The organism is Rheinheimera sp. ATLC3 (genome assembly GCF_059429535.1).
In genome coordinates, this window is the sequence record NZ_CM182103.1 from 2,021,967 (window position 1) to 2,047,596 (window position 25,630).

The following is a 25,630-nucleotide window of genomic DNA, read 5'->3' on the forward strand; positions in this document are numbered from 1 at the left end:
TCCATAATCCGCTTAAAAGGTATAAACCGCGCCGAGATAAAACTGGCGGCCAAAGAATTGCAGCGTGCCGGTTTGCGCTTTATCACCGAAATAACTCTTGGTGGGCTCGTCTGTCAGGTTGTTTACCTGAAACAGCACCTTAAAGTTGTCGTTAAGGTCGTATGAGGTTTGCATGTCAATCACCGTTTCACTGTCGAAGTTGGTGATCTGCTCATCAATACCTACCTGCGACGACACAAAAGGCGAGCGATAGCGGGCACTTACACGGGCATCAAAGCCCTGATAGTTCCAAAACACTGTGCCGGTAAACACATCCTGTGACAGACCTTCAAAGCTGGTTTCAATGCTGGGACCACCCAATTCATTAATCAGACTAACTTCACTCTCGGTGTAGGAGTAACTGCCCTGTACCCCCAGGCCGGACCAAAACTCCGGTAAGAAATCAAACACCTTGGTAAAGGCCAGCTCAGCACCGCGGATATAGCCACCCTCACCGTTATTAACCACAGTACTCAGTGAACCGTTGAATGTCGCAACCGGTTTCATGCTAAGCGGATCAGGGTAAATAAAGTCTGGTACCGAGTAGCCTGCGCCTTTGAAGTCAAACTTATCAATCGTATCGTTTTGAATAAAACTTATGATGTCCTTGTAAAACAAGGCAAAAGATACAGCACCAGTAGGCATATAGTATTCGTATGATAAGTCATATTGGTTAGCTTCAAATGGCCGTAAGAAAGGGCTGTTCGAACTGTCACCGTTAATTTCACCCAGATCACTGAATGTAATTGAGCTGGAAGACGCCAAGCGATTTATTGGTGCGCGGGAAAGGACTTTAGCCGCAGCAAAACGGATTTGCGAATTATCGGTAATACCGAAGTTCAGGTTTATCTGTGGTAGTACTTCAGTGTATTTAATACCTACAATTCCGGGCGCATAGCGATTATTGATTAAACCAGCTTCATCCGCGATATTTTGCGCGCCTTTTAGCGGATCTCGCCCTACATCAGCTAGGTCTGTAGCACGCTGATCTGTCTGCACTACCCGCACACCAATATTGCCGCTTAGCGGCATACCAAATAGCTCGGCATCTAAGTTTGCCATTACATAACCAGCCAAAACATCTTCATATACCTCGCCACTTTGTTGTACAGACCAGGCAGTATTTGGGCCTAGTCCGGGCGTGGGGCTATTAATCACGTCCGGGTTGCCGGTACCCCAGGTTTGTACTGGTTGTGGGATCCCCTCAGGGAACCAGGCTGATAGTGCTTTTTGCAGATCAATAGACAAGTAACTTGGGTAGACAGAAAAGGCGCCTTTAAAATCAACCACTTCAACCATATCGTCGGTCAGTTTCAGTGGTGGCTGCGAGGTTAAAAAACCGGCGTCACTGCCATACTCAAATACTGAACGGTCATTTTTATAGGTGCGTTCGGAGTAGCGCACGCCAGCCTCGAGCGAGGCGACGATCGGCAGATCAAGTATCCACTTACCGTCTAGTTTAAACGCCGTTACTTCATCTTCATTTACATAAGGATAAATACCGTACTTGCTGACCATCACTTTATCGATATCAGAAAACGCCGCAGCCTGGTTAAAGCCAACGCTGGGTAAATTCAGACCATTAAGCAAATAAGAAATTGATACATTAGTATCCAGCACCGGCACTTCTGCATTGGCATCTTCAGCCACTAAGGCCCACAGCAAGCCATTGCGGAAATTACTCTTGGCAGAGGAGTGCGATACGTCAAACGCCAGATTCACCGTATCGGTAAGGTCCCAGTCGGCATTGATGCCGAAACTACGCACTTCGTCAAAATCGCGGTTGTCATCATTAACAATTTCAACCCGGGTATTCCCAGTAGATGTTCTGTTGAATGTACCGCCAATCAGTGAAGAGCCGTTAAATACCGGATTTCCTATCGCGACATTGGCCCCTTCTAACTTAACGCGAAACCCACGGGCAAAGGCTTCTTTATCAAACTTAGATAAAAATGCATCAGCTTTTAACGTAAAGGCGTCGTGTGGTGTCCATTCCAATGCAGCCATATAACCATCGCGGGTTTCTTCACCGCCTTTATGCTGCAGCTCAAAGCCTTCGCTAATAAAACTGTCCTGACCGTCATTATCCAGATCGCGCCGCTCGTTATAAGCCAGCCCGACAAATTGAGTCGCCACACTGGGCTGATACAAACGGGCATAGCCGGCAGCAAAGCCTAAGGTATCATTCAGAAACTTACCCTGATAAGACATACTGAAACGGTGGCCAAAGTCGACGCCATCAGGCACTTCGTCTGCGCGGTCGTTGTACATACCCCGCACGTTAACGGTAAAAGTATGCTGTTTTTCGTTGCGCAGCGGGCTGGCGGTTTGCAGCTCAACAGTACCGGCCACGCCACCTTCGATCAGTGACGCCTTTGGCGATTTATATACTGCTGCAGATGTGATCAGCTCTGACGGGTACTGGTCAAACTCGATGTTCCGTTTGCCACTGGTTGATACCTGCTCACGGCCATTTAAGGTAGAAAATACAAAGCCACCCGACATACCGCGGATATTAATCTCAGCCGCCTGGCCGCCGGTACGTACCGCCGAAATACCGGGTAAGCGTGTTAGTGCATCGGCCATCGACACGTCTGGCAAGGCACCTAAATCGTCGGCGGAAATGGTTTCTGATACGGTATCGCCAAAACGCTTGGCATCAAGCGAGCGGAACAGGCTGCTGGCAAAACCGCGCACCTGAATTACTTCAACGCTGTCTAACGCTTGCTGGGAAGCGGCATTATCTTCTGCTGCTTGTTGATTTGCTGATTGTGGTGCCTGCTGTGCCGTTTGTGCAACAGCAGAACACGCCAGACTACCCACCCCTGCCATAGCAAGCGTGAGCAGACTAAGCCTGAACTTATTCATGCCCTGTATCCCCGTTTGTTTTTATTGTTGGTTGCGCGATCCATGCAACTGGCATGAACACTTGCAGCCTGCTTTATCAGTGTTCATTTATTAACCGTTAAGCGGCAAGCCGCAATATGAATACGTATTCAGTCTGCCAAATTGGTGCAAAACCTATGATGGCGTACCTTAAATTGCACTAAATTGGCACCAGGCACTTTGCATCAGAAATGCGCAGCAGCTACGCATGTTTTCATTCTGGTGCAACCACCTGGGGTTATTGCTGCAGAAAAGCCTGATGGGCAGGTAGTTGCTGCGTAGTGTGCGTAATGATGTGTTTTAAATCGCTTAAAAAGCTGCTCAACTGTTTATCAGTCAGGTTATCTGCCATCGGCTGATACCCTGTTGGTATTACCCCCTGTCCCAACATCACTTGCTGCCAGGCAACTTCAGTAAACAGTTCATCCTGTTGACGGAACACCAGCGCTGACTGCTTAAACAACTCGATACGTTGCTTTAGCGAATCTGGAAGCACCATCTGCCGGCAATACTGCCACAATCCGTTGTCATCACGCTGATTCAGATGGTAATGCAAAATGATGAAGTCGCGAATGGCTTCAAATTCTGCCTGCGACTGCCGGTTGAACTCCTGCCTGACAGTGTCGATATTGTCCGCACCGGGGAAGCACTGCACTAATCGCAACGCCGCACTTTGGATCAGATGAATGCTGGTAGACTCCAACGGCTCAAGGAACCCGCTGGATAACCCAATAGCAATACAGTTTTGTACCCATTGCTGTTTACGTCGCCCGGTAACAAAGCTTATTTTGCGCGGCTCTGCTAAAGCGGTGACATCCAGATTACTCAGCAATGTATTGCGTGCGGCCTCGTCAGTTAAAAACTGGCTGCTATACACCAGGCCATTGCCGGTACGATGCTGCAACGGAATACGCCATTGCCAGCCACCGGCGTGAGCTATAGAGCGGGTAAACGGCATTATGGGTAATGTTGTTGCAGTGGGCACCGCTAATGCAGTATCGCAGGGTAACCAATGGCGCCAGTCTTCGTAGCCAACATTTAGTTCCTGCCCTATCAACAGTGCGCGCAGGCCAGAACAATCAATAAATAAATCCGCCTTATAACTGCTGCCATCTTGCAGTGTCACAGAGGCAATATCACCAGATGTTGTTTTGTTTACGCTAGCTATAGTCCCTTCGGTACGTTGCACCCCCAATTGTTCGCTATAACGGCGTAGTAGCGCAGCATACAAACTGGCATCAAAATGGTAGGCATGCACCAGCCCCTGCAAAGGCGTGTTCGGGACCTGCGGCAATGGCGCATATTTACCGGTTTTCGCAGCCTGGTAATTAAGGGAGTAATCCCAGAAGCTGCTAGTGTCTCCGCGCGCTTGCGCTGCCAGCCAGTAATGATGAAATGAGGTTACTCCAAGTTGTCTGCCAACCGGACCGAAGGCATGCATATAACTGTCACCTTGCTTGCCCCAGTGTTCAAATTGAATACCCAGTTTAATAGTGCCCTGAGTTGCCTGAAGAAACTCTGCTTCGGGAATACCCAGCACCGCATTGAAATGCTGAATTGCCGGTATCGTTGCCTCTCCAACACCCACGCTACCGATGGCTTCGGATTCAATTAACCGGATCTTAACTGCAATACCAAGCAGCCGCGATAATAAGGCGGCGGTCATCCAGCCGGCGGTACCACCGCCGACAATTAGTATTTCTGTTTCTGGCCGGTTTACCATAGCAAACGTCTCCAACTTCAAATAAAAAAGCCCTGCTTAATGAGCTTAAAGCAGGGCTTGATAATCAGCTATACCACTATTTAAAACTTATAGGATAAGCCTGCCATAAAAGTACGGCCATAACGTTGATATTCGATCAAATTACCATTCTCGGTACGAACAAAGGGTTCGTCGGTAATATTATTAGCTTGCAGTAATAACGTCAGCCCTTCGAACTGGCCGTCATCAAAGTTATAACTTACCTGAGCATCAACCACAGTTTCCGCTTCAATCATTTTCAGATCACGGCCACTACCAAACCCGGATATCTCCCCCAGGAACTCTGAACGATAGCGTCCGCTGATCCGGGTCGCAAAACCACCGTTTTCATAGTACATCGTCAGGTTAGCAACACGTTTAGACAAGCCTGGTAAAGGCGTTGACGGGTTGTTAGGGTCTGATTCAATGCTGCTGTCAGTCCAGGAGCCAGTTAAAATAGTACCGAAGTTTTCCAGCATTGGGGCAATCATCGCACCACTCAGAGATAAGCTGAACTCAATACCATTGATCCGACCACCATTACCGTTTTGCGGTTTAGTTGCCACACCTTCGTTAATTACCGGTGTAATGCCGCCTGACGGGAAGCCGGTAAAGTCCTGAATGGTGTTTTGATCATAAATATAGGTTTCCAGATCTTTATAAAAACCAGCCAGAGACATATAGCCCAGACTGTCATCGAAATAGTACTCGTATGAAATATCCAGTGCATTTGCAATCCATGGTTTCAGCTCTGGGTTACCGCCATTTGCACTCCAGGGAGAATTGTTCTCTGGCGTCGCCTGAGCGTTGTTTTTGCCCGGATCAAAGCTGAAATCCTGGCTGGCGCGCAGCTGATCCATACGGGCACGCGCCATAGTACGGGCTAAACCAACGCGAACAAAGTGCCCAGCACCAAAGTCAAAACTCAGGTTCATACTTGGCAGCACTTCCCAGTATTTATCACCACCGTCCAGGCGGAAAGATGAAACATCAATACCTGTACCAGATGCAGCCAGTGCATATGATGACTGATCGGTGTGAACGACCTGAGTACCGAAATTACCGGTTACCGGAATATCGCCAACACTGCTGCTAATACCAACTTTAACAAACGCAGTAACAACATCTTCCTGCACATTCCAGTCTTTGATCAACACATCAGCGTTCGGGTTGCGAACCAGTTCTAACACACCGTCAGAAATCAATTGACGCGGGTCATAACTGACCATACCCGGAATACCAAACCCTGCCAGGCTGGTAGAGCCCGCCACATTAGGAATAGGGGCGCTGGTAGCACCGTTTGGCAAGCCCAGGAAATACTCGTTGGCTTTTTTATCTTTCTCACGGCTGCTGACGTTCAGGCCAAATTCCACTTCATCAAACACATCGTGCTCAATCAATGTTTTGGCACTTAAGCGGATTTGGTTTAACTCATCGGTAATGCCCGGCGAATTATAGTAGCCTAACTGGCCCCCTGGGATAATGTCGCCGCCCCAGCCTTGTGGGCTGGTCAGTAAAATCAGGCTTGGATCAGCATAGTTTAGACCCGCGTTAAACGTTGCGCCTTTGCCGTTCATCTGAAACTGAATGGTGTCCGTTGCACCCGTGCCGGCAGTACCTGTACCTGCATCGGATTCCAGAATCAGGTCGGTACGGTCTAATTTAGAGTGGCTCAGGTCAACGGTAGCGAACCAGTTGTCAGCCAGTTTAAACTCCGTTTTCCAACCGGCAGAGAACAGATCGCTTTCACGGAAGTTGCCGTGGTTACGAACAATCGCTTTAACACCACTGTAGGTGCCTGACGTGACCAGACCATTTTGTGTTTGATAACCAGGCTCCAAAGTCACAGGATGCGGAGGACCACCCCAAAGCAATGGCATCTCAATAAAGCTGGTACGCTGCGTTTCATCAAATTTTGAGTAGTATAAATCTACGGTTGAGCTGAAATCTGCATTTGGCTTGTATTCAAACACACCAATAAAGCCATCACGCTCTAACAGGTTAGAGTTGGCATAAACTTTTGCACCGCCGATAACCTTGTCACCGTCTTCTGTATCAGCATAACCCCAGGCTTCAAACCGCTCTATCTGTGTTGGGTTAGACATGTTGGCATAGCCAAGCGCGATACCGATAGTATCATCAGCAAACTGATCGATATAAGAGATACTCAGCCGCTGGCCATTATCATCTGCACCGGCATTTAGTGCATCGATCTGGTTCCACTCGTAACGGGCATTTACCGCCACCGTTGTTTCACCGTGTTTCAGCGGGCTGATAAGACGCATGTCAGCAGTACCTGATAAACCCTGACCAATCAGGGCCGCATCCGGTGTTTTGTAAACAACAACGCCGCTTAACAATTCAGACGGGTATTGGTCAAACTCAACGCCACGGTTATCACCCGAACTTACCTGCTCACGGCCATTTAGCAGCGCAGTACTGAAATCCGGCGACAAACCACGGATACTAATTACCTGGCCACGACCATTCAGTCGCTGCGCGGTAAGGCCCGGCAGACGCGCTAAAGACTCAGCAATACTCACATCCGGTAACTTACCGATGTCTTCTGCGGACACTGCTTCAACAATTGAAGTGTTAAACATTTTGATGTTCTGAGAATCCTGCAGGCTGCGGCGGAAACCCGTAACTGAAATTACTTCAATCTGCTCGTCAGCATTGTTTTGCTCAGAGCTTTGTTCTGTCGTTTGAGCGTAAGCTAAAGAACAGGAACCGGCTGCAGCCAGTGCCATTGTTAGCATACTGAGTTTAAATTTATTCATGTCCTTCATCCCCGGTGTGTTGTTTGTGTCGTCTGTCAGCTGTAAGCGCAACTGAAGCAGTACAACCAGACTTTTGTCTTAGCGTATTTATTAAACTTATTAGGGCAACAGCTCAATATGAATACGTATTCATACTGAACAATTTGCACGAAGGTGGCGCAAAGCCTACCCGCACTGCACCAATAGTGGGCGCCTTTAATTTTATGGGGTTAGCACCAACTTATGCCTCAATATTCGTTTTACGCACCGCCAACAAATTCAGCTCATCAGGTAACAGAATAGATTAAATTTTCTCTGCATACGTATGCAGCAGGTTTAATAAATGGCAGAGGCTGATTTATGCTTGCACCACCATATGGCAACCTGAAGCGATCTGCGGTTTTGCTTTGTTACCGCGCGGAGCAACCAATGAAAAACCAGAGTGTCACGGACAGCGGGCAAATCAGCTGTCATAGCAAGCAACAGGCAGCATCGCACGCCATGCTGCACAAACTTAGTCAGTTTATAATGCAGCAACTACCCAGGGTGCCCCGGCTAAGTGACGCCGCAAGTGCATTGAATATGAGCTGCCGCACTTTACAGCGTGAACTGCGCTGCACTGATAGCAGCTTTCGCCAGTTGCTCGCTGACTGTCGCCATACACTGGCGCAGCAGTATTTACAGGATGCCAGCCTGAGCCTGCAGCAGATTGCTTTCCAGCTTGGGTTTGAAGAACAAAGCAGCTTTCAGAAAGCATTTAAAAGTTGGCAAGGCTGTTCTCCGGGTATATTTCGTCAACGCAGACTGATGGCCGTAAGCAGGTGCCATCCTTTATCCGGCTTTTCCCGGTCGGTGTTACAGGTGAATTATGGAACTAATTAAGCAACTCGCTGTTTTAGCGGGGCTGCAAGACAGCTATGTACATGCGCAAGGCCATACCGAAGTGATTGGTCTGGATAAGCAACAGGCTATTTTACAAGCGATGGGCTATGACCTGTCCGGCGACGAAATAATACAACAACAGATTAGTCAACTCAGTGAGCAACACTGGTTTGAAGTCGTCGCACCGGTCAATGTCTGTCAACAGGATCAACCACTTGTACTGCGCCTGCAACAGTTGCAACAGCACGCAGTCAGTGACTGGCAATGGCAGATTATCACCGAAGAACAGCAGCAGTTCAGCGGTAGCCTAAGTATCGCGGCCAGTGATATCAGTGTGCGCCAGCCTACCAGCCGCGGTGAAGTGTTGCTGGCAGAGATGAAACTGGATGTCAGCTTGCCGCTTGGGTATCACCAGTTGCAGCTGAGCAATGGCACCCAGCAGTACAGCCAGCAATTAATCATTACACCACAGCGCTGTTTTCAGCTGCACGACAAAGCGGTTTTGCATAAAACTTTCGGCCCGGCTATTCAGCTGTATGCAGTGCGCTCGACGCGCAATTGGGGCCTGGGAGACTTTGCCGATTTGCAGCAAATGGTAGCCCCGCTTGCTGCACAAGGTGTTGATTTTATTGGGCTGAACCCACTGCATGCGCTATACCCTGAATTGCCACAAGATTGCAGCCCATACAGCCCTAACAGCCGGTTATGGTTAAACACCCAGTATGTTGCGCTGGAATATACCGAAGAATATCAACACTGTGACACCGCACAAAAGCTAGTCGCCAGTGAAAGCTTTCAGAAACAGTTACAACAACTGCGTAATTGCAGCGATGTAGACTACATCGGTGTGGCGGCATTGAAGAAAAGTGTTGCAGTATTACTGTGGCAACAGTTCAAGCAGCAACATCTGGCAAAAAATACCACCCGGGCGCAGCAGTATCATCAGTTTGTTGCGACCAGCGGTGACAGCTTACGCCAGCTAGCCATACATCAGGTATTACAAGGCCAGATGTTTGCAAAAGACTGGAATATGGCAGCCTGGCAGAGTTTTCCGCCCGAGCTGCAGGACCCGCAAAGCGCAGCAGTTGAAGCATTTGCCCGTGAACACAGCGATGCGATTGAACTGCAGCTTTATCTGCAGTGGCAGGCGCAGCAGCAGTTGGCTGAAGTGAAACGCCTATGTCAGCAACATGGTATGGCGATAGGCCTGTACTGTGATGTTGCGGTAGGTACCAGCCGCAGCAGTGCAGAAAGCTGGGGCGCACCGGAAGATTATCTGCTGGATTTAAGCGTGGGGGCACCGGCAGATATTATGGCGCCAAAAGGCCAGAACTGGGGCTTACTGGCGTACAACCCGCAAACCTTGCGTCAAAAAGCCTATCAGCCTTTTATTCAGCTGATTCAGGCCAATATGCGCTATGCCGGTGCACTGCGATTAGACCATGTTATGGCGCTGCTAAGGTTATGGTGCTGCCCACTCGGTGCCGATGCCACAGCCGGCGCTTATATCCGCTTTCCGGCCGCCGATTTATTTGCCATTCTGGCGTTAGAAAGCCAGCGTAACAGCTGTGTGGTTATCGGCGAAGATTTAGGCACAGTGCCGGTTGAGATCAGCCATCTGATGGCACAATATCAGGTACTGTCTTACCGCGTGTTTATGCTGGAGCAAAAAGCCGGTAGCTATGATCACGCCGCCCTGACGTATCCAGAACTCGCGCTTGCCACAGTAAGCACACATGACATGCCAACCATGGTCGGTTACTGGCAGGAATATGATCTGGCACTACGCCATCAGCTGGATTTGTTCCCCAACCCGCAGGTAGCACAAAGCCTGTACCAACTGCGTACAGATGAAAAACAGCTGATGCGGGGCAAACTGCAGCTTGAAGACGGTAACTACAGCCAGCTTATCCGTGCCAGCCATTTGTTTACTGCCAGCCAGCCAGCCAGGCTGTTTGCCTTCCAGTTGGAAGATTTATTGCAAATGACAACCCCGGTGAATATCCCGGGCACCAGCACCGAATACCCGAACTGGCGACGTAAACTCAACGACAATATTGATGCTATTTTGCAGCAGCCTGATGTACAGCAGATGATCAGCGAAATACGCGCCGCCCGACAATAACACCCTAAAGCGAAAGCCGCGATCACCGCGGCTTTTCCATTTAAGCAACATCACTGGCGATAAGACTTGTAAAATTGTGCGCTTTTGCGCAGGATCAGCGCAGTCTTAATTTCGAAGGGCCCAGTATGTTAGATACCGCTTTGACCTCTTTAGCCGGTTTACCCGCTTTCGCAGCCTATTTCGCACTGGCTGTTATCTTACTGCTGCTGTTTATCCGAATTTACAGCTGGGTAACGCCACACGACGAGTTTGGTTTGATCCGGGCAAATAACGCCGCAGCAGCCATTGCGTTTGGCGGCGCGCTGCTTGGTTTTGCCTGGCCGCTGGCCAGTGCTATAACGCATTCTATGTCGCTGCTGGACTGCGCCATCTGGGGTGCAGTAGCACTTGTAGTACAGCTTATTGCTTTTTTCTTTAGCTGCATTGCGCTCAAACCGCTGCCGCAACGTATTCGTGACGGCGAGCTCAGCGCAGGTCTCTTTTCCGCCTGTTGTTCAGTTGCCATTGGTATGCTCAATGCTGCCGCGATGACATATTAAGGAGCCAGAAATGACAACCTTTAAACGCAGTAAAACCGCCCGCCTGATTATGATGGCGCCTGCTGCCGGCATGATACTGGCAGGTTGTGGCGAGAAACCGGTAGAAGTGCAGGTATTTAACACGCCGGATGAATGTGCGGCATACTACAACCCACCCGCCGAATGTAAAGCGGCTTTTGAACAGGCCAAAGCCCTGCATCCTCAGGTAGCACCGCGTTACAGCAGCAAGACTGAATGTGAAGCCGATTTTGGTAGCGGCCAGTGCGAAACCGCACCGGTTCTGGCGGCCAACACATCAGAGCAACCTCAGCAACAAAGCCAGCAAAGTAGCGGCTTTTTTATGCCCATGATGATGGGCTTTATGGCCGGTCAAATGCTAAACCGTGGCGGTATGGCGACTAACCCGGCACCGCAAACAGCAACCGCCAGCCGTAACCCGGTACCCAGCCAACCGCTGTATAAATCACGCGATGATCGCACAACCTTCCGCACGGCAACTAATACCGCAGTAGCGACACAGCCCGGCCCTGCCAGCATACGGCCATCAGCTGTGCAGCCCAAGCCGGCCACGCTGGCCCGCCGCGGTGGTTTTGGTGCTCAGGCTGCCAGCCGCAATACCAGCAGCTATGGCGGATAAATAAGCATGAAACGGATCAGCAGTCCCCCCAGACCAGGCTGGAAAGCTTTTGCCGAAAGTGTTGGTTTTAATTTTCATACCTTTGACGGAGAGCCGTACTGGGATGAGAGCGCTTATTACCAATTCAGCCTGGAACAAATAGAGCGTGATCTGGAGGAGCCCACCGAAGAGCTGCATCAGATGGCACTGGCGTTAGTTGCCGATATTGTGCAGGACGAACACCAATTAACCCAACTGGCGATCCCTGAACAGTTTTGGGATGCAGTGCGTAACAGCTGGCAAAGCCAGCAACCGCACCTGTATGGCCGGATGGATTTCAGCTACAACGGCAACGGGCCAGCCAAACTGCTGGAGCTGAATTACGACACACCGACGTCATTATTTGAAACCGGTTTTTTTCAGTGGGTATGGCTGGAAGACCAACTGATGCGCGGGGCAATACCGCAGGGTGCCGACCAGTTCAACTCACTGCAGGACAAGCTGCAGCAGGCCTTCAGTGAGCTTAACTTACCGCGGCCATTTTACTTTGCCAGTGTGGCAGAAAGTATTGAAGATAAAGGCACTGTCGACTACCTGATGGATATTGCGCTACAGGCCGGACTTGACTGCCGTTACATACCGCTTGAACAACTCGGGGAAATCGAAGGCCAACTGGTCGATTTGGATGGCTTTGCAGTGCAGGGTTTATTCAAGCTTTACCCGTGGGAGTTTATGCTGCAGGAAGATTTCGCCGGCACGGTTTTAACCAGTCAGACGCAGTTTATCGAACCGCTATGGAAATCGGTATTATCGAACAAGGGTATCTTGCCACTGCTGTGGCAAAAGTATCAGGGCCACCCCAACCTGTTACCAACGTTTTTTGATGATGGCAGCCCATTACAACCTGGCTGGGTACGTAAACCGCTGTTTTCCCGCGAAGGCGCCAATATCGAACTGATTGATATGCAAGGTAAACGCCTGACACAAACCGGCCCTTATACGGACAGTGGCTACATCCGTCAGCAATTAGCCCCCTTACCAGACTTTTCCGGCAACTACACCCTGATTGGCAGCTGGGTTGTCGGCGACTGTGCAGCGGGTATCTGCATCCGCGAAGACAGCAGCCTGATCACCAAAGATAGTTCACGCTTTTTGCCCCACATTATTCTCGGATAACAGCATCCGCATTATCCGGTCCGACTGCTGCGGCTACCTACAAGTTGCTGCAGCGTTATTTACACTTTTACCTGTTAACGTTAATCCGACCCTAAAATGTGTAAAACAAGCCGACAGTTTTCTGCATAATTTTACTTTAAAGTTTCAATAGCTTAACGCCAGATCATAAAAATATCATTTAAATCTTAAGACAGTTTTTTGACAACGCTGTCATTTTTGCCATAGTCAGTACCGCTTATTTTCCAAACAACAGGGAGCCGTAATGCCGGGCAGGCAAGGCGGAAATAGCGCACTCGCTGGCAACGAAATTTTATTCGGTCAGCGTTTAAATCACTAAATAACGACTAAAAACTATAAGCGACAACACTGGAGGAAGTTATGTTTAAACAAAAAGTTAAGCAATGCGTCGGGGTGACATTCCTGCTCGTTGCAGGAGGCCTGAATGCGGCAACACCCAATGCACCGGTGATTAGCTGGATGCCAACTGATTACAGCTTGCAAAATGGCAGCGTACAGGTACCGGTACGCTGGGATATGTGGTGGGGCACCAACGGTAACAAATGGTATTTACTACAAAATGACAGCGTTGTCTTTACTGCAGCATTAACACCGAACGGCCAGAATGCGCAGACAGGCAGCACCACGCTGCAGTTTACTGCTGCAGGCAGCTATCAGCTGCAGGTAAAGTTATGTCAGGTCAATGGCGCCAATGAAGAATGCGCGCAAAGCAGTGTGACAACAGTAAACGTGAGCGGCGGCTCTGGTGGTGACAATGGCAGCGGTGATAATGGCGGCGGCGACGGCGCCTTTGATCCCTGGACTGATTTAGATTTAACCGCCTGGCCGCACCCGCTCAAACAGAGCAATTTACCCTATCAGAACACCAGCGGTAAGAAAGTCGGCGCCTACTTTGTTGAATGGGGAATTTATGGCCGGGCTTTCCATGCTGCAGATATTCCGGCACAAAACCTGACACACCTGTACTACGGCTTTATTCCGGTATGCGGCCCAAATGAAGGCCTGCGTCAGGCCAACCCGGAAGGCTATGCTGCGCTGAACAGCCAATGTGCCGGTAAACCAGATTACTCGGTGGTGGTACATGATAAATTTGCCGCGTTGGAAAAAAGCTACCCGGGAGATGTCTGGGATCAACCGGTAAGGGGTATCTTCGCCGAGTTGTACCGGCTGAAACAAACTCATCCGCATATTAAAATTTTGCCTTCCATTGGTGGCTGGACATTGTCTGATCCCTTATACGATGTGGGCACTAATCCGGCAGCGCGTGCGGTTTTTATTGATTCAGTTATCGATTTTATCCGCACCTACGACTTCTTCGATGGCATAGATATAGACTGGGAATTCCCCGGAGGTGGCGGCGCTAACCCAGCGCTGGGATCTGCGCAGGACGGCGCCGGTTTTGCCACTTTGATGCAGGAGCTTCGTGCTGCACTGGATGCGTTGAGCATAGAGACCGGTCGCAGCTATGAGCTGGCCGCTGCTATGTCCGGCGGAGTGGAAAAACTCAGTGTGGTCGATTGGGAAGATGCGGCCCAGTATATGGACTCCATCAACCTGATGACCTACGACTATTATGGTGCCTGGAACGGTGTGCTGGGCCACCAGACGGGGCTGTATCCGTCGCCTAACTCACCCACTACTGGCTTTAGCGCGCACGAGGCGGTGCAGTATCTGCTGAATCGCGGTGTACCTGCCGGCAAGATTTCGCTCGGTGCAGCTATGTACGGCCGGGGCTGGCAAAATGTCAGCGGCGTCAGTGGCAATAATCCGTTTACCGGTACCGGTGGTGACGGCATCAGCGGTGGCTGGGAGCGCGGCATTATGGATTATAAAAAGATCCAAACCGACTATATGGGCGGACCCGAAGCGAGCGGCGTTAACGGCTTTACCGTAGGCTGGGATGACACTGCCAAGGCAAGCTATGTCTGGGACCCGGCAACCAATACACTGATCAGTATTGATACCAAGCGTTCGGTACGCGAAAAAGGTGCCTACATTCTGCAGCATCAGCTGGGCGGTATTTTTGCCTGGGAAATAGACGCCGACAACGGCCACATTTTGAACGCGATGCACGAAGGCTTAGGCCATCCGCAGCAATAACCCATTCTGCCGCAGTCTGACCCTGTCAGGTTAGGCGAAACAGCGGGCAAGCCATTGCTGCCCGCTGAAACCACCTGAAGTGCGCTGCGGCCCTTTGCAGGATACTCACAATGAAATTAATCACTACTTTGCCGCTGTTGGCACTGCTGAGCGGTGTGGCATTTGCTCAGCAAACTACTGATAACAGTTGCCGGCCTGATGGCCTGTACCAAACCCCCGGCATCAATGTTCCCTACTGCACCGTATACGATGCGTCAGGGCGCGAAATTATCAGCCCTGATCACCCCAGACGTATTATTGGCTACTTTACCAGCTGGCGTCATGGCAAAAATGGCCAGCCAGCTTACCTGGCTTCAGATATTCCATGGGATAAAATTACCCATATCAATTATGCCTTTGCCCACGTTAACGCGGCCAACCAGATCTCGGTCGGCGATGTCACTGACAGCAATAACGCAGCAACGGGCATGGAATGGCAAGGCATTGCCGGTGCTGAGCTTGACCCTAACCTGCCATATAAAGGCCACTTCAATCTGCTGCAAAAGTATAAACAGCAGCATCCACACGTAAAAACCCTCATTTCGGTCGGTGGCTGGGCCGAAACCGGCGGCTACTTTGACAGCAGCGGCGATCGTATCGCCAGCGGCGGCTTTTACAGCATGACCACCAATAGCGATCTGAGCATTAACAGCCAGGGCATTAACACCTTTGCCGACTCTGCTGTCACCTTTATCCGCCAATATGGCTTCGACGGCGTTGATATAGATTACGAATACCCGACCAGTATGAATGATGCCGGCAACCCGGACGATTTTGCGTTGGCTAACAGCCTGCGCGGTGGCTTAATGCGCTCTTATATCGAGCTGATGAAAGTACTGCGGCAGAAACTGGACGCCGCTGGTGCGGCAGACGGCAAACACTACCTGCTGACCATTGCTTCGCCGTCTTCTGGCTATCTGCTAAGGGGCATGGAAGCGTTTCAGGTTACCCAGTATCTGGATTATGTCAATATTATGAGTTATGACCTGCACGGAGCCTGGAACCAGTTTGTTGGCCACAATGCCGCACTGTTTGATACCGGCATGGATGCAGAACTGGCAGCCTGGAATTATTACAACACCTCGCAATACCAGAATATTGGCTATCTCAACACAGACTGGGCTTATCATTACTTCCGCGGCACCATGCCGGCTGGCCGCATTAATATTGGGATTCCGTATTACAGCCGCGGCTGGAAAGATGTGCAGGGCGGCAACAACGGTTTGTGGGGCATGGCTGCTCTGCCAAATCAGAATGCCTGCCCGCCGGGTACCGGTGGCAGCACGGTTAGCAAATGCGGCAATGGTGCTGTAGGCATAGATAACCTGTGGCACGACAAAAATACCCAGGGAGGCGAAATGCCGGCCGGCTCTAACCCGCTGTGGCATACCAAAAATCTGGCAGAAGGCATTGTCGGCAGCTACGCGGCTGTGTACGGCCTGGACCCGGCCAACCCGGAGCATCAGCTGACCGGCACTTACAGCGAACATTACGATGCCACTGCCGTAGCGCCCTGGTTGTGGAATGCGCAGAAAAAGGTGTTTCTGTCGGTAGAGACTGAACAGAGCATTGCCGCCAAAGCGCAATATGTGATTGAAAACGGCATTGGTGGTGTAATGTTCTGGGAGCTGGCTGGCGACTATGGTTGGAATGCCGCCAACGGTGAGTATTTTATCGGCGATACACTGACAACACAGTTTTACAACAGCTTCAGAAATGCCAGCCCTTACGGCGCCGTTAAAACCAACCGCACTATGCCCTCGCAGGCGGCAGATATCCGCCTGAGCATCAGTGACTTTAAACTGGGCGATCAGAACTTCCCCATCAACCCCAAACTTACACTGACCAACCACGGCGAAGGCGCTATCCCGGGCGGCGCCAGCATCAGCTTTGATGTCCCCACAGCGATACCGGATACCATCAGCGACCAAAGTGGCTTTGGTCTAACTGTGATTGAAAGTGGCCGCAATGCCAGTGGCAATAACATCGGTGGCCTGAGCAGCGATTTTCATCGTGTTCGTTTTAATCTGCCTGGTTATCTGAGTGTCGCCAGTGGCGAAAGTGTCACTGTGACACTGAACTATCATCTGCCGATGCCAATGCCGTCAAACTGGATACTAAGTGCCAATGGTGCTGATTACGCCTTCGCACAAGAGTACCCACAATTACCCGTTGTGGCGATTGGTAGCGGTGACGGAGGCCCCGGCGATGGCGGCGGTAACGGTGAAAGCTGTGGCGGCGTGACGGCCACTATTTACCCCTACCCACAGTGGCCGCAAACCGATTGGCAAGGCTTACCCAGCCATGCCGTTGGCGGTGACTACCTGTCTTATCAGGGCAGCGTGTACAAAGCCAACTGGTGGACCAATTCAGTGCCCGGTAGTGATGGCAGCTGGAGCTTTATCTGTAATTTATAGTAAGCAAAAAGTGCTTAGACGGTGCATTCAGCACTCACTGTCTATGCTCTGATGCTTTTCCTGCGAGAGCCGTGGGCCTTATCAGGTCGCCACAGAGTGTCTGAGTGAGCACGCTAGTGCGAACGAGTTGCTGTGGCGAGCCTGAGAAGGTTCCGGCTAGGAGCGCCTTGCCTAAACAAGAGAAACGACTATGCAAAGTAAAAATCTATTCCCTATATCGCTTGCCTGTTTTGCGCTGCTTAATAGCCTGCAAGCTAACAGCCACGGCTATGTTGAATACCCCAAAGCCCGTCAGCAAATCTGCAAAGACGACGGCGGCTACTGGTGGCCGGATGATGGCAGTGGTATACCCAATACCGCCTGTCGTGCAGCCTATCTGCAATCTGGTGGCTATATGCTGACCCAGCACCATGAGTTCTCGGCCAATGTTGCCGATTACCGCAATATGGCAGCGGTGCAGAATGTTATACCCAACGGCACTCTGTGCGCTGCCGGCGATAGCAATAAAAGCGGTATGGACATCCCCTCTGCCGACTGGCAACGCACCGTAATCGATTTGAGCCAAAATCCAACGCTGACCCTGCGTTTTCGCGCCACTACGCCACATAATCCAAGCTTCTGGCAAATTTATCTAAGCAAGCCCGGCTTTGATACCGCTGCAGCGCCGCTAAGCTGGGACCAGCTGCAGTTGATCCATCAGCAGGATGATGTACCGGCTGAGGCTGGCTATTACACCTTACAGGTGCCAATGCCCGCAGACCGAACCGGCCCGGCCGTGCTTTATACCCGCTGGCAACGGGTAGATGTGGTCGGTGAAGGCTTTTACAACTGCTCTGATATTGAGTTGGCAGGTAACGGCTCTGAACCACCACTACAGGGCTGGTTTGACAAAGGTGTTTTTGTAAACCGGCAAACGCCGGCTGAAGTGGGTGGCTATGCCCGGCTACGGTTATTCGATGCCGATGGTCAGGAACTGGTTGATGAACGCTGGCAGATCACCGCAAGCAATATCGATAATACGCGTTGGGCAACAGAGCTGGCAGCACAGGTAAATACGCAATATGGTCACCTGCTGCAAATTGGCGTATTAAGCGGCAATAATGTGGCATTTAGCAGCGATCTGGCGGCCAACCGCGCTTATGCCACTGATAACAGCTACTTTTATAATCTAGACTTGCGCCCGGCTGCTGACGACGGTGGGGACAATGGCGGCGGCACTCCCGGCAATTGTCCCGGCTACGATTTAACGCAGGCCAATACCTACCCCAACTGGCCGCAAGCTAACTGGCAGGGCCAGCCGGATCATGCTGCCCAAGGCGACCAGCTGATATACCAGAATGCGTTGTATCAGGCGAACTGGTGGACACAGTCCATCCCCGGCAGTGATGACAGCTGGACCCGGTTGTGTAGCTGGTAGCCCATTACCTCAGACCAAAAACCCCAGGCCGCCGCAGCGGCCTTTCCTCTATGTAATAATCAAGGCAGCAATGCTTCAAGCGCTTGCTGCTTTAACGCCTCGGCCGCATCGCGCCCGGTAATGCCTTCGGCCAGGGTCAGCGTTTTGCCATCGCCGGCATCGGCTTGCAGCCGGTAATATTCTGTGCGCTCGCCTTCACCGGTAGTTGACACCATAGTCTGTTTAATCTGCAGTTGCCCCGGGGAGGTCAGTGATGCTTTGCGCTGATATAGCCGGATACCGAACATAGCGCGCAGCATCCTCACTTCGCCAGGCGCTATACTGGCTTCCAGACTCCGGCCAAGCCAGAATAGACCGAACGATAAAATCAGCGCGCCGATCGGCGTAAATAACAATGCCATAAGCCAGAGCATGCCGCCCTGCTGCATTGCTTCGATACTAAGAAAGATGCCAGATACGGTAAAAATGCCGCCGAATACCAGCATCGATAAAGCAGCAACAGTGTGCCGGCCAGCACGGCTGGTTAAATACAAGGTATTACCCTGCACCCTTTGCTGGATCTGGCTTGCGGCGGCGTCAAAAGCCGCGATCTGGCGCTGTTGCTGCTGTAACTCAAGCTCTGCCGCACTGGGCTGCCAGCCACACCGCGCGCTGCCTGCGATAACCGGCAATGTCCACTGGCGGTTAAATTCCAACTGCTCACTGCCTGCTTGCAACTGGCCTTTGCAGCTTAGTTGCCATTCAATACGGCCTTTGTAACGCTCATCTTTACCGGTAGCCGGCAAGGTTGAAGGCACATCCATTACCAGCCAGTGTTTACCTTCTATGCTGCGGGATACACTACACTTTTCAGCCCACAAAGACTGCCGGTGGGTGGTTCGGTTTTTACCGCTGCCACTCTGATACACATGCAGGCAACTAAGTTCAGCTTGCGGCATTTGCACGAACCGGCCGCGCTGCAGTATAAAGTAGCCACCTATCTGCCCCCCGGCTGCACCCGGAAAAGGGTCGGGAAAAAACGGTGTTTTACCAATCTTTTGCCAGTGTTTTAGTTGTTTGCGGCCGTGCCAACACAGACTGACACCAATTAGCGGAAATAGCAGCACCAGCAATACCGCATAGTTGCCTTTGGGTAATTGCTCTGCAACAGCCAGATAACTTACCGGCAAACCGATCAATGCAAATAGCCCTCCCATGCCCAACATCAGCTGATAGCTACCCTTGTTGTTGCTAACAATGCCCTCTACGGGTTTATTGCCAAGCAACATCGCCTTTTCAGCCTGTGCTTTTTTATGACCCAGCAACAGCAGAAACATCATCAAACCGGCAATACCACAAAACATCGCCATAAAAATCAGCCCGGCACCAGGCTGACCATCGCGGAAAAAAGCCACACCACCTGCGATGCCGGCCAGCATAAATACACTTAAAAAGACCAGGCCGAACCAGGGCAAACCTGTGTCATTGAGTTCCGTGTGTCGCTGTTTGCGCATCCTGTTCTCCGTCTAAGATTCTGTTGGATTGCCTGTTTAGCAGCTGTTTTACAATAGCACTGCTGCAGAGGCAACTGTTTGTTAACCGCAGCGCCAACAGAATAAATATGCTTAAAAAGTGGATACAAAACCATTAATCACATAAAATGCCGACTTTATCTGAGCAACAGTTGGCATTTTGTCATCTTGCTGCCATCTTTATGTCTTATCTGTACTTTGTCTTGTCAGAAGGAAACTCACAACCCGTGCGCACTACTGAACTTGTCTCCGGTTTTCGTCAATCTGCCCCTTACGTTAACGCCCACCGCGGTAAGACCTTTGTTGTAATGCTGGGTGGTGAAGCCATTACCCAGCCAGGCTTTCGCAGCATAATTAACGATATCGCCTTGCTGAACAGCCTGGGTATCAAAGTAGTACTGGTATACGGCGCCAGGCCACAGATTAACTCGGCGCTGCAACAAGCCGGACTGGAACCGACCTACCATAACCGTGTACGGGTAACAGACGATGATTCTTTCCGTCTTATTAAGCAGGTTGCCGGCGCATTACAGCTTGATATTACTGCCCGTTTATCGATGAGTTTAAGTAACACGCCTATGCAGGGCGCACAGATAAACGTAGTCAGTGGCAACTTTGTTATTGCCCAGCCACTGGGCGTGGATGAAGGCGTTGATTATCATCACAGCGGCAAAGTACGCCGCATTGACGTTGCCGGTATCCGTCGCCAGTTGGATAACAACGGCATAGTACTGATGGGACCAATAGCCGCCTCAGTTACCGGAGAAAGCTTTAATTTAACAGCAGAAGATATCGCCACTCAGGTTGCTGTCAAACTAAAAGCCGACAAGATGATCGGCTTTAACGAAATTGGCGGCATCATTGGCGAAAATGGCGAGATAACAGCTGAGTTAATGCCTAATGCCGCAGAAAAAATTATGCTGCAAATGGAACAGCAGGATGAGGATGCCTGCCCGGGTACGCTGGCATTTTTGCATGCTGCGATTACCGCTTGCCGGGCTGGTGTGCCACGCTGCCACTTAGTCAGTTACGATGAAGATGGCGCTCTGTTGCAGGAACTGTTCTCCCGTGATGGTATCGGCACGCAAATTGTTACCGAATCGGCAGAGAAACTGCGTCAGGCGACTATCTCTGATATCGGTGGTATTTTGGATCTGATCCGCCCGCTGGAGCAGCAAGGCCTGTTGGTGCGCCGCTCCCGTGAGCAGCTGGAGATGGAAATCAATCAGTTTACGCTAATTGAACGCGACGGCCTGGTCATTGGCTGTGCTGCACTATACCCATTTCCTGAGGAAAACGTCGGTGAATTTGCCTGTCTGGCGGTGCATCCTGATTACCGCGATGCCGACCGCGGCAGCATTCTGCTAAAAGCAGTGATCCAGCAAGCGCGCCAGCGTAAATATGCCAAACTGTTTGCGCTGACTACCCGCAGTATTCACTGGTTCCTTGAGCACGGCTTTGAGCTGCTGACGGTCGATGATTTACCTGCCCAGAAAAAGCAGCTGTATAATTATCAACGCCGTTCAAAGATCCTGGCGATTACGTTATAAACACTCTGAATGTTAATGAATGCCGGTTAGCCATCTGACTGGCTTTTTCGCACAACCTGTTTAACCACGCTTTTTGCCAGCGCCCTTGCTGTTGTCCATTTACCCCCGGATACGGTCAGCAGTTTACCCTGCCAGTTTAGCTGGTACTCACGGCTGGCCTTGCTGGCATTTGCACTGCCACTCAGTAAAGGCCTGACGCCGGCGAAATCTGCCAGCACATCGTCGATGCCAAGCTGCGGTTCAAAGTAATGATTATAGGTCGCCAGTAAGTAGTCACGTTCAGCCACAGAGCAGCGGATAGGCTCTGACAGCTGCTGACGTACCTCAGTGGTGCCGAGCAGAGTATTGCCCTGATACGGCAATACAAACACTATACGCGACTCACCCGGCACCTCCAGCATATGGCCATAAGCCCCGGTTGGCGGTAACAGCAAATGGCTGCCGCGCACCAGATCCAGTGGTTGCTGCGGTAAGCCGGATTGCTTTAATAACTGTTGGCTCCAGGGGCCGGCTACATTGATTATGCGGTCAAACGACCGCCAGCCGCTGGCCAGCTCAAGCTGAGCATCAGTACGAACCTGCAAAACCGGGCTCTGCTCGTGAATTTTAACGCCAGCCTTAGCGCACTGCTGCGCCATCCACTGCCCCAGCTTCGCATCGTCCATCTGACCATCAAAAAACAGGTAAGCGCCTTTTAAGCCTTCAGCTTTCAGTCGGGGCGAGCAGCGCTTTGCCTGTTCTGCGCTCAGCCAACGGTGCCGGCCAATGCCCTTGCGCCCGGCAAAACTGTCATACAGCCATAAACCGATTTTCAATTGCCAGCGGGCACGGCGCGAGTCAGCATACAACGGGTATAAAATCGGTAAACGCCGGGTTAAACGCGGCGCCTTTTTCAGCCACCAGCGCCGCTCCTGCAGCGCTTCGCGTACCAGCCTGAACTCACCCTGCTCCAGATAACGCAAGCCACCATGTAGCAGTTTTGACGACGCTATACTCGTTGCCTGCATCACGCCGTCACGTTCAAACAAGCTAACGTCGTAACCGGCCAGTGCCAGCTGCCAGGCCGAACTTAAGCCATTTATACCACCACCGATTACCGCTATTTTCATCTGCCACCTGTTTTTATGCTAAGAGGGCAATATCGTCCCGGTGCACCACAACTTCACTGGGGCAAAAACCCAGCGTCGTTGCAATTTGCTGGCTGTGTAACCCTTTGATTAGCTGCAGCTCTGTTGCGCTGTATTGGCAAATGCCTTTCGCCAGTTGCTTGCCAGCACTGTCACATAACCAGATAGCATCGGCTTTATCAAATTGCCCGTTAACTGCAGTTATACCTTTTGCCAGTATAGACGCACCTTTGTGCAGCAGCGCCTGCACCGCGCCGCTGTCAAGCGTAATACTGCCCTGACTTTTCAGGCTGTGTAGCATCCAGTGTTTCTTCGCACTCAACCGGTCTTGCTGACGAACAAACAAGGTACCTGCAGCTTCACCGCGCAGTAACGCTTCAAAGCTGTCAGGTCGCTGGCCATTGATGATCAGCGTATCGACCCCCTGCCGGGTGGCTTTATCAGCGGCCTGAATTTTCGTCAGCATGCCGCCGGTTCCGATAGCATGGTGGCTACCACCGGCCATAGCGTAAATATCAGCGTTTATCTGCTCTACACGCGGGATAAAGCGGGCCTCGGCGTTCGTGCGCGGATTAGCAGTGTACAGGCCATCAATGTCAGAGCAGATAATCAGCGCATCAGCGTCGACCAAAATAGCCACCATAGCTGCCAGGTTATCGTTATCACCCACTTTTAGCTCAGCTGTCGCGACGCTGTCATTTTCGTTGACGATAGGCAGTACCTGATTTGCCAGTAAGGTACGTAAGGTATTATCAATATTCAGATAACGACGCCGGTTGGAAAGATCATCGTGCGTCAGCAAAATTTGTGCACAGCGAAAATCGAACAGGTGGCTCCAGGCAGCCATCATCTCGGTTTGGCCAACTGCTGCCATAGCTTGCTTAACGTTGATTGGTAACGGCTGATGCGTAAAAGCGATAGCATTGCGCCCGGCAGCAACACTGCCTGAAGAAACGAGGACGACTTCAACGCCTTGTTGACGACACTCGTTGATAAAGCGGGCTATCGCCAACAGATAACGGGTAGAGCACCCTTTGGCATCAGGAGAGATCAGCGCACTGCCGACTTTAATGACAATGCGCCGCCAAACAGAATTCAACATAGACACACCTTTAAACTGAGCACTGCCAGCAGCTTAAAGTTTGGGCATCTATATGTCTAATTAATTCTGTGCACTGGCCATGGCTATTTCGCAATTTCCTGCAGTTAAGTGAGTAAAGCCACCGTAGGCAGCAATCACCAGTTGATCATCTGTCAGCTTTTTCACCTGCCAACTCACCTGACCGCTACCGAAAGCCGGGTGATCGATGACAAAAGAACCAGGGGATTGCCGTATCGGATATTTAAATGTATCCAGCCGTTGCCCCTGACTTATATGTTGCACCATCTGCCGCTCACTGAAAATCCAGGTTTTACGCAAAGCGTTGTCTTGCTGCACAGTGCCATCAGGCACGTTGGAAGTGCCTACTTCACACCAGCTGCCAGATATCAACTGCTCTACAACCTGTTGTTGCTGCTCAGAAAAGCGAATATCTAACTTTACCTCATCACCCTTACGACAAGGCTCTCCCTGAAACACCACTTCGCCGGCGGCATCAGTACATTTATACACATCAGCCTGTGCTGGCTGCATGATGTATGTACAGCTAAGCACTAACCAAAAGCGCAATATTTTATTCATTATGTAATCCTTTCCCTGTGCCACAGCTGTGCGAGTTGGCAACGAAACCCGCCTACAATACTGAAAAAATAAGCCGAAGTGAACAAAGGCGATAAAATAAACAAAAACTCAACAAAATTGTAAATACAGCGCTGATATAGTTCAGCAGCAATTCAGTTGTTTCTTACTAAGCTTTGCCCAATATGTTTTAAGGAGCTTTATTTATGCGCCGTTCTGTCTTAATTGTTTCTTTAGTCTCTGCCAGCCTTGCTATCGCAGGTTGTGCGTCAAATGAATATTCTAACACTGGTAAAGGTGCAGCCATTGGCGCTGTGGTGGGTGCCGTAGCAGGTAAAGCCACAGGTAACCATAAAGATAAACGTTTAGTTATTGGCGCAGCCGTTGGTGCGCTGGCCGGAGCGGCAGTCGGCAGTTATATGGATAAGCAGGAAAAAGCACTGAACCAGGAGCTTAGCGGCAGCGGTGTTAAAGTAGTGCGTGAAGGCGACAAGTTAAGGCTGGATATCCCAGCGCAGTTAACGTTTGACATTAACCGCTCAGACATAAGGTCAAGCCTGTATCCGGTATTCAATGATATTGCCAAAGTGTTGCGTGATTATGAAAAAACCATGCTGGTGATTGCAGGCCATACTGATGACACCGGCGCTTATCAGTACAATATGAATCTGTCGCAAGCACGTGCTGACAGCGTAAAACAGTATCTCATTGCACAAAATGTGCAGGCTATCCGGCTGGAAACTAAAGGTTATGGCCCTAATTATCCGATAGTGCCGAATACATCAGAATCCAACCGCGCGCAAAACCGTCGGGTAGAAATTCATATAGAACCGATTGTAGAGTAAAGAGTCCTCAGCCTAAAAAACAGCGCCCGGGGGCGCTGTTTTTCTTCTAGTCGCTAATAAAAGCGACAGCTGACTTGCTATAAATATATAGGCCACGAGGGTTATGCGCCCTTGAAGCATAACTTTATATCAGCATTTCCATAGCAAATGGCGAATTTTCATCAA

17 protein-coding genes are annotated in these 25,630 nt (G+C 50.7%); 10 read left to right on the forward strand and 7 right to left on the reverse strand.

Annotation, left to right across the window (positions count from 1 at the left end):
• Positions 1 to 12 precede the first annotated feature (12 nt).
• From AC5SV9_RS09395 to AC5SV9_RS09405, 3 genes are all read right to left on the reverse strand, one after another.
• Entirely contained in the window at positions 13 to 2,907 is a 2,895-nt protein-coding gene (locus AC5SV9_RS09395; RefSeq protein WP_475153211.1) for a TonB-dependent receptor, read from the reverse strand.
• A 256-nt stretch (positions 2,908 to 3,163) separates the two neighbouring features.
• A complete protein-coding gene (locus AC5SV9_RS09400) occupies positions 3,164 to 4,669 on the reverse strand; it encodes a tryptophan halogenase family protein (RefSeq protein WP_475153213.1) in 1,506 nt (501 codons plus the stop codon).
• Positions 4,670 to 4,728: 59 nt separating this feature from the next.
• Entirely contained in the window at positions 4,729 to 7,446 is a 2,718-nt protein-coding gene (locus tag AC5SV9_RS09405; RefSeq protein ID WP_475153215.1) for a TonB-dependent receptor, read from the reverse strand.
• Between the two features lie 408 nt (positions 7,447 to 7,854).
• Here AC5SV9_RS09405 and AC5SV9_RS09410 point away from each other — a divergent pair, with 408 nt between their 5' ends.
• From AC5SV9_RS09410 to AC5SV9_RS09445, 8 genes are all read left to right on the forward strand, one after another.
• Positions 7,855 to 8,307: a helix-turn-helix domain-containing protein gene (locus AC5SV9_RS09410; protein ID WP_475153217.1), complete on the forward strand. Its 453-nt coding sequence runs from the start codon at positions 7,855 to 7,857 to the stop codon at positions 8,305 to 8,307.
• Positions 8,294 to 10,432, forward strand: coding sequence for a 4-alpha-glucanotransferase (malQ, locus tag AC5SV9_RS09415; protein WP_475153219.1), 2,139 nt, complete (start codon positions 8,294 to 8,296; stop codon positions 10,430 to 10,432). Before AC5SV9_RS09410 ends, malQ begins: the two co-directional genes overlap by 14 nt.
• A gap of 125 nt (positions 10,433 to 10,557) precedes the next feature.
• On the forward strand, positions 10,558 to 10,971 hold the full coding sequence (locus AC5SV9_RS09420; RefSeq protein WP_226766267.1) for a DUF350 domain-containing protein: 414 nt from the start codon (positions 10,558 to 10,560) through the stop codon (positions 10,969 to 10,971).
• A 10-nt stretch (positions 10,972 to 10,981) separates the two neighbouring features.
• Positions 10,982 to 11,608: a DUF1190 domain-containing protein gene (locus tag AC5SV9_RS09425; protein ID WP_475153221.1), complete on the forward strand. Its 627-nt coding sequence runs from the start codon at positions 10,982 to 10,984 to the stop codon at positions 11,606 to 11,608.
• 6 nt (positions 11,609 to 11,614) lie between these two features.
• Positions 11,615 to 12,763, forward strand: a complete 1,149-nt coding sequence (locus AC5SV9_RS09430; protein WP_475153222.1) for a glutathionylspermidine synthase family protein — start codon at positions 11,615 to 11,617, stop codon at positions 12,761 to 12,763.
• Between the two features lie 378 nt (positions 12,764 to 13,141).
• Positions 13,142 to 14,881 carry a glycosyl hydrolase family 18 protein gene (locus AC5SV9_RS09435; protein WP_475153224.1) on the forward strand — a complete coding sequence of 580 codons (1,740 nt, stop codon included), beginning with the start codon at positions 13,142 to 13,144 and terminating at the stop codon, positions 14,879 to 14,881.
• Positions 14,882 to 14,991: 110 nt separating this feature from the next.
• Entirely contained in the window at positions 14,992 to 17,337 is a 2,346-nt protein-coding gene (locus AC5SV9_RS09440; protein ID WP_475153226.1) for a glycosyl hydrolase family 18 protein, read from the forward strand.
• Between the two features lie 190 nt (positions 17,338 to 17,527).
• The gene (locus AC5SV9_RS09445; protein ID WP_475153228.1) at positions 17,528 to 18,754 is read left to right on the forward strand and encodes a lytic polysaccharide monooxygenase; all 1,227 of its coding nucleotides are present in this window, start codon (positions 17,528 to 17,530) and stop codon (positions 18,752 to 18,754) included.
• Between the two features lie 59 nt (positions 18,755 to 18,813).
• Here the strand turns inward: AC5SV9_RS09445 and AC5SV9_RS09450 are convergent, their stop codons facing one another.
• The gene (locus AC5SV9_RS09450) at positions 18,814 to 20,247 is read right to left on the reverse strand and encodes a hypothetical protein (RefSeq protein WP_475153229.1); all 1,434 of its coding nucleotides are present in this window, start codon (positions 20,245 to 20,247) and stop codon (positions 18,814 to 18,816) included.
• Positions 20,248 to 20,492: 245 nt separating this feature from the next.
• Between AC5SV9_RS09450 and argA the strand changes: the two genes are divergently transcribed.
• Positions 20,493 to 21,815, forward strand: coding sequence for an amino-acid N-acetyltransferase (gene argA, locus AC5SV9_RS09455; RefSeq protein WP_475153238.1), 1,323 nt, complete (start codon positions 20,493 to 20,495; stop codon positions 21,813 to 21,815).
• Between the two features lie 26 nt (positions 21,816 to 21,841).
• On the opposite strand, the gene AC5SV9_RS09460 is transcribed toward argA, so the two are convergent.
• Genes AC5SV9_RS09460 through AC5SV9_RS09470 form a run of 3 tightly spaced genes read right to left on the reverse strand, consistent with a single transcriptional unit; the run spans position 21,842 to position 24,623 of the window.
• Complete coding sequence (locus AC5SV9_RS09460) at positions 21,842 to 22,924, reverse strand: glycerol-3-phosphate dehydrogenase/oxidase (RefSeq protein WP_475153230.1); 1,083 nt, start codon at positions 22,922 to 22,924, stop codon at positions 21,842 to 21,844.
• Positions 22,925 to 22,937: 13 nt separating this feature from the next.
• Positions 22,938 to 24,044, reverse strand: a complete 1,107-nt coding sequence (gene proB / locus AC5SV9_RS09465) for a glutamate 5-kinase (protein ID WP_475153232.1) — start codon at positions 24,042 to 24,044, stop codon at positions 22,938 to 22,940.
• 60 nt (positions 24,045 to 24,104) lie between these two features.
• Complete coding sequence (locus tag AC5SV9_RS09470; RefSeq protein ID WP_475153234.1) at positions 24,105 to 24,623, reverse strand: DUF4124 domain-containing protein; 519 nt, start codon at positions 24,621 to 24,623, stop codon at positions 24,105 to 24,107.
• A gap of 203 nt (positions 24,624 to 24,826) precedes the next feature.
• Here AC5SV9_RS09470 and AC5SV9_RS09475 point away from each other — a divergent pair, with 203 nt between their 5' ends.
• Positions 24,827 to 25,465 (forward strand): YiaD family glycine zipper/OmpA-like lipoprotein, encoded by a 639-nt coding sequence (locus AC5SV9_RS09475; protein ID WP_475153235.1) that lies wholly within the window; start codon positions 24,827 to 24,829, stop codon positions 25,463 to 25,465.
• Positions 25,466 to 25,630 lie beyond the last annotated feature (165 nt).

Coding starts and splice junctions, on each gene's coding strand:
- AC5SV9_RS09470 (WP_475153234.1), bottom strand. CDS start 24,623: ATGAATAAAATATTGCGCTTTTGGTTAGTGCTTAGCTGTACATACATC.
- AC5SV9_RS09410 (WP_475153217.1), top strand. CDS start 7,855: ATGAAAAACCAGAGTGTCACGGACAGCGGGCAAATCAGCTGTCATAGC.
- malQ (WP_475153219.1), top strand. CDS start 8,294: ATGGAACTAATTAAGCAACTCGCTGTTTTAGCGGGGCTGCAAGACAGC.
- AC5SV9_RS09395 (WP_475153211.1), bottom strand. CDS start 2,907: ATGAATAAGTTCAGGCTTAGTCTGCTCACGCTTGCTATGGCAGGGGTG.
- AC5SV9_RS09475 (WP_475153235.1), top strand. CDS start 24,827: ATGCGCCGTTCTGTCTTAATTGTTTCTTTAGTCTCTGCCAGCCTTGCT.
- AC5SV9_RS09440 (WP_475153226.1), top strand. CDS start 14,992: ATGAAATTAATCACTACTTTGCCGCTGTTGGCACTGCTGAGCGGTGTG.
- AC5SV9_RS09445 (WP_475153228.1), top strand. CDS start 17,528: ATGCAAAGTAAAAATCTATTCCCTATATCGCTTGCCTGTTTTGCGCTG.
- AC5SV9_RS09420 (WP_226766267.1), top strand. CDS start 10,558: ATGTTAGATACCGCTTTGACCTCTTTAGCCGGTTTACCCGCTTTCGCA.
- AC5SV9_RS09460 (WP_475153230.1), bottom strand. CDS start 22,924: ATGAAAATAGCGGTAATCGGTGGTGGTATAAATGGCTTAAGTTCGGCC.
- proB (WP_475153232.1), bottom strand. CDS start 24,044: ATGTTGAATTCTGTTTGGCGGCGCATTGTCATTAAAGTCGGCAGTGCG.
- AC5SV9_RS09430 (WP_475153222.1), top strand. CDS start 11,615: ATGAAACGGATCAGCAGTCCCCCCAGACCAGGCTGGAAAGCTTTTGCC.
- AC5SV9_RS09405 (WP_475153215.1), bottom strand. CDS start 7,446: ATGAATAAATTTAAACTCAGTATGCTAACAATGGCACTGGCTGCAGCC.
- AC5SV9_RS09450 (WP_475153229.1), bottom strand. CDS start 20,247: ATGCGCAAACAGCGACACACGGAACTCAATGACACAGGTTTGCCCTGG.
- AC5SV9_RS09425 (WP_475153221.1), top strand. CDS start 10,982: ATGACAACCTTTAAACGCAGTAAAACCGCCCGCCTGATTATGATGGCG.
- AC5SV9_RS09435 (WP_475153224.1), top strand. CDS start 13,142: ATGTTTAAACAAAAAGTTAAGCAATGCGTCGGGGTGACATTCCTGCTC.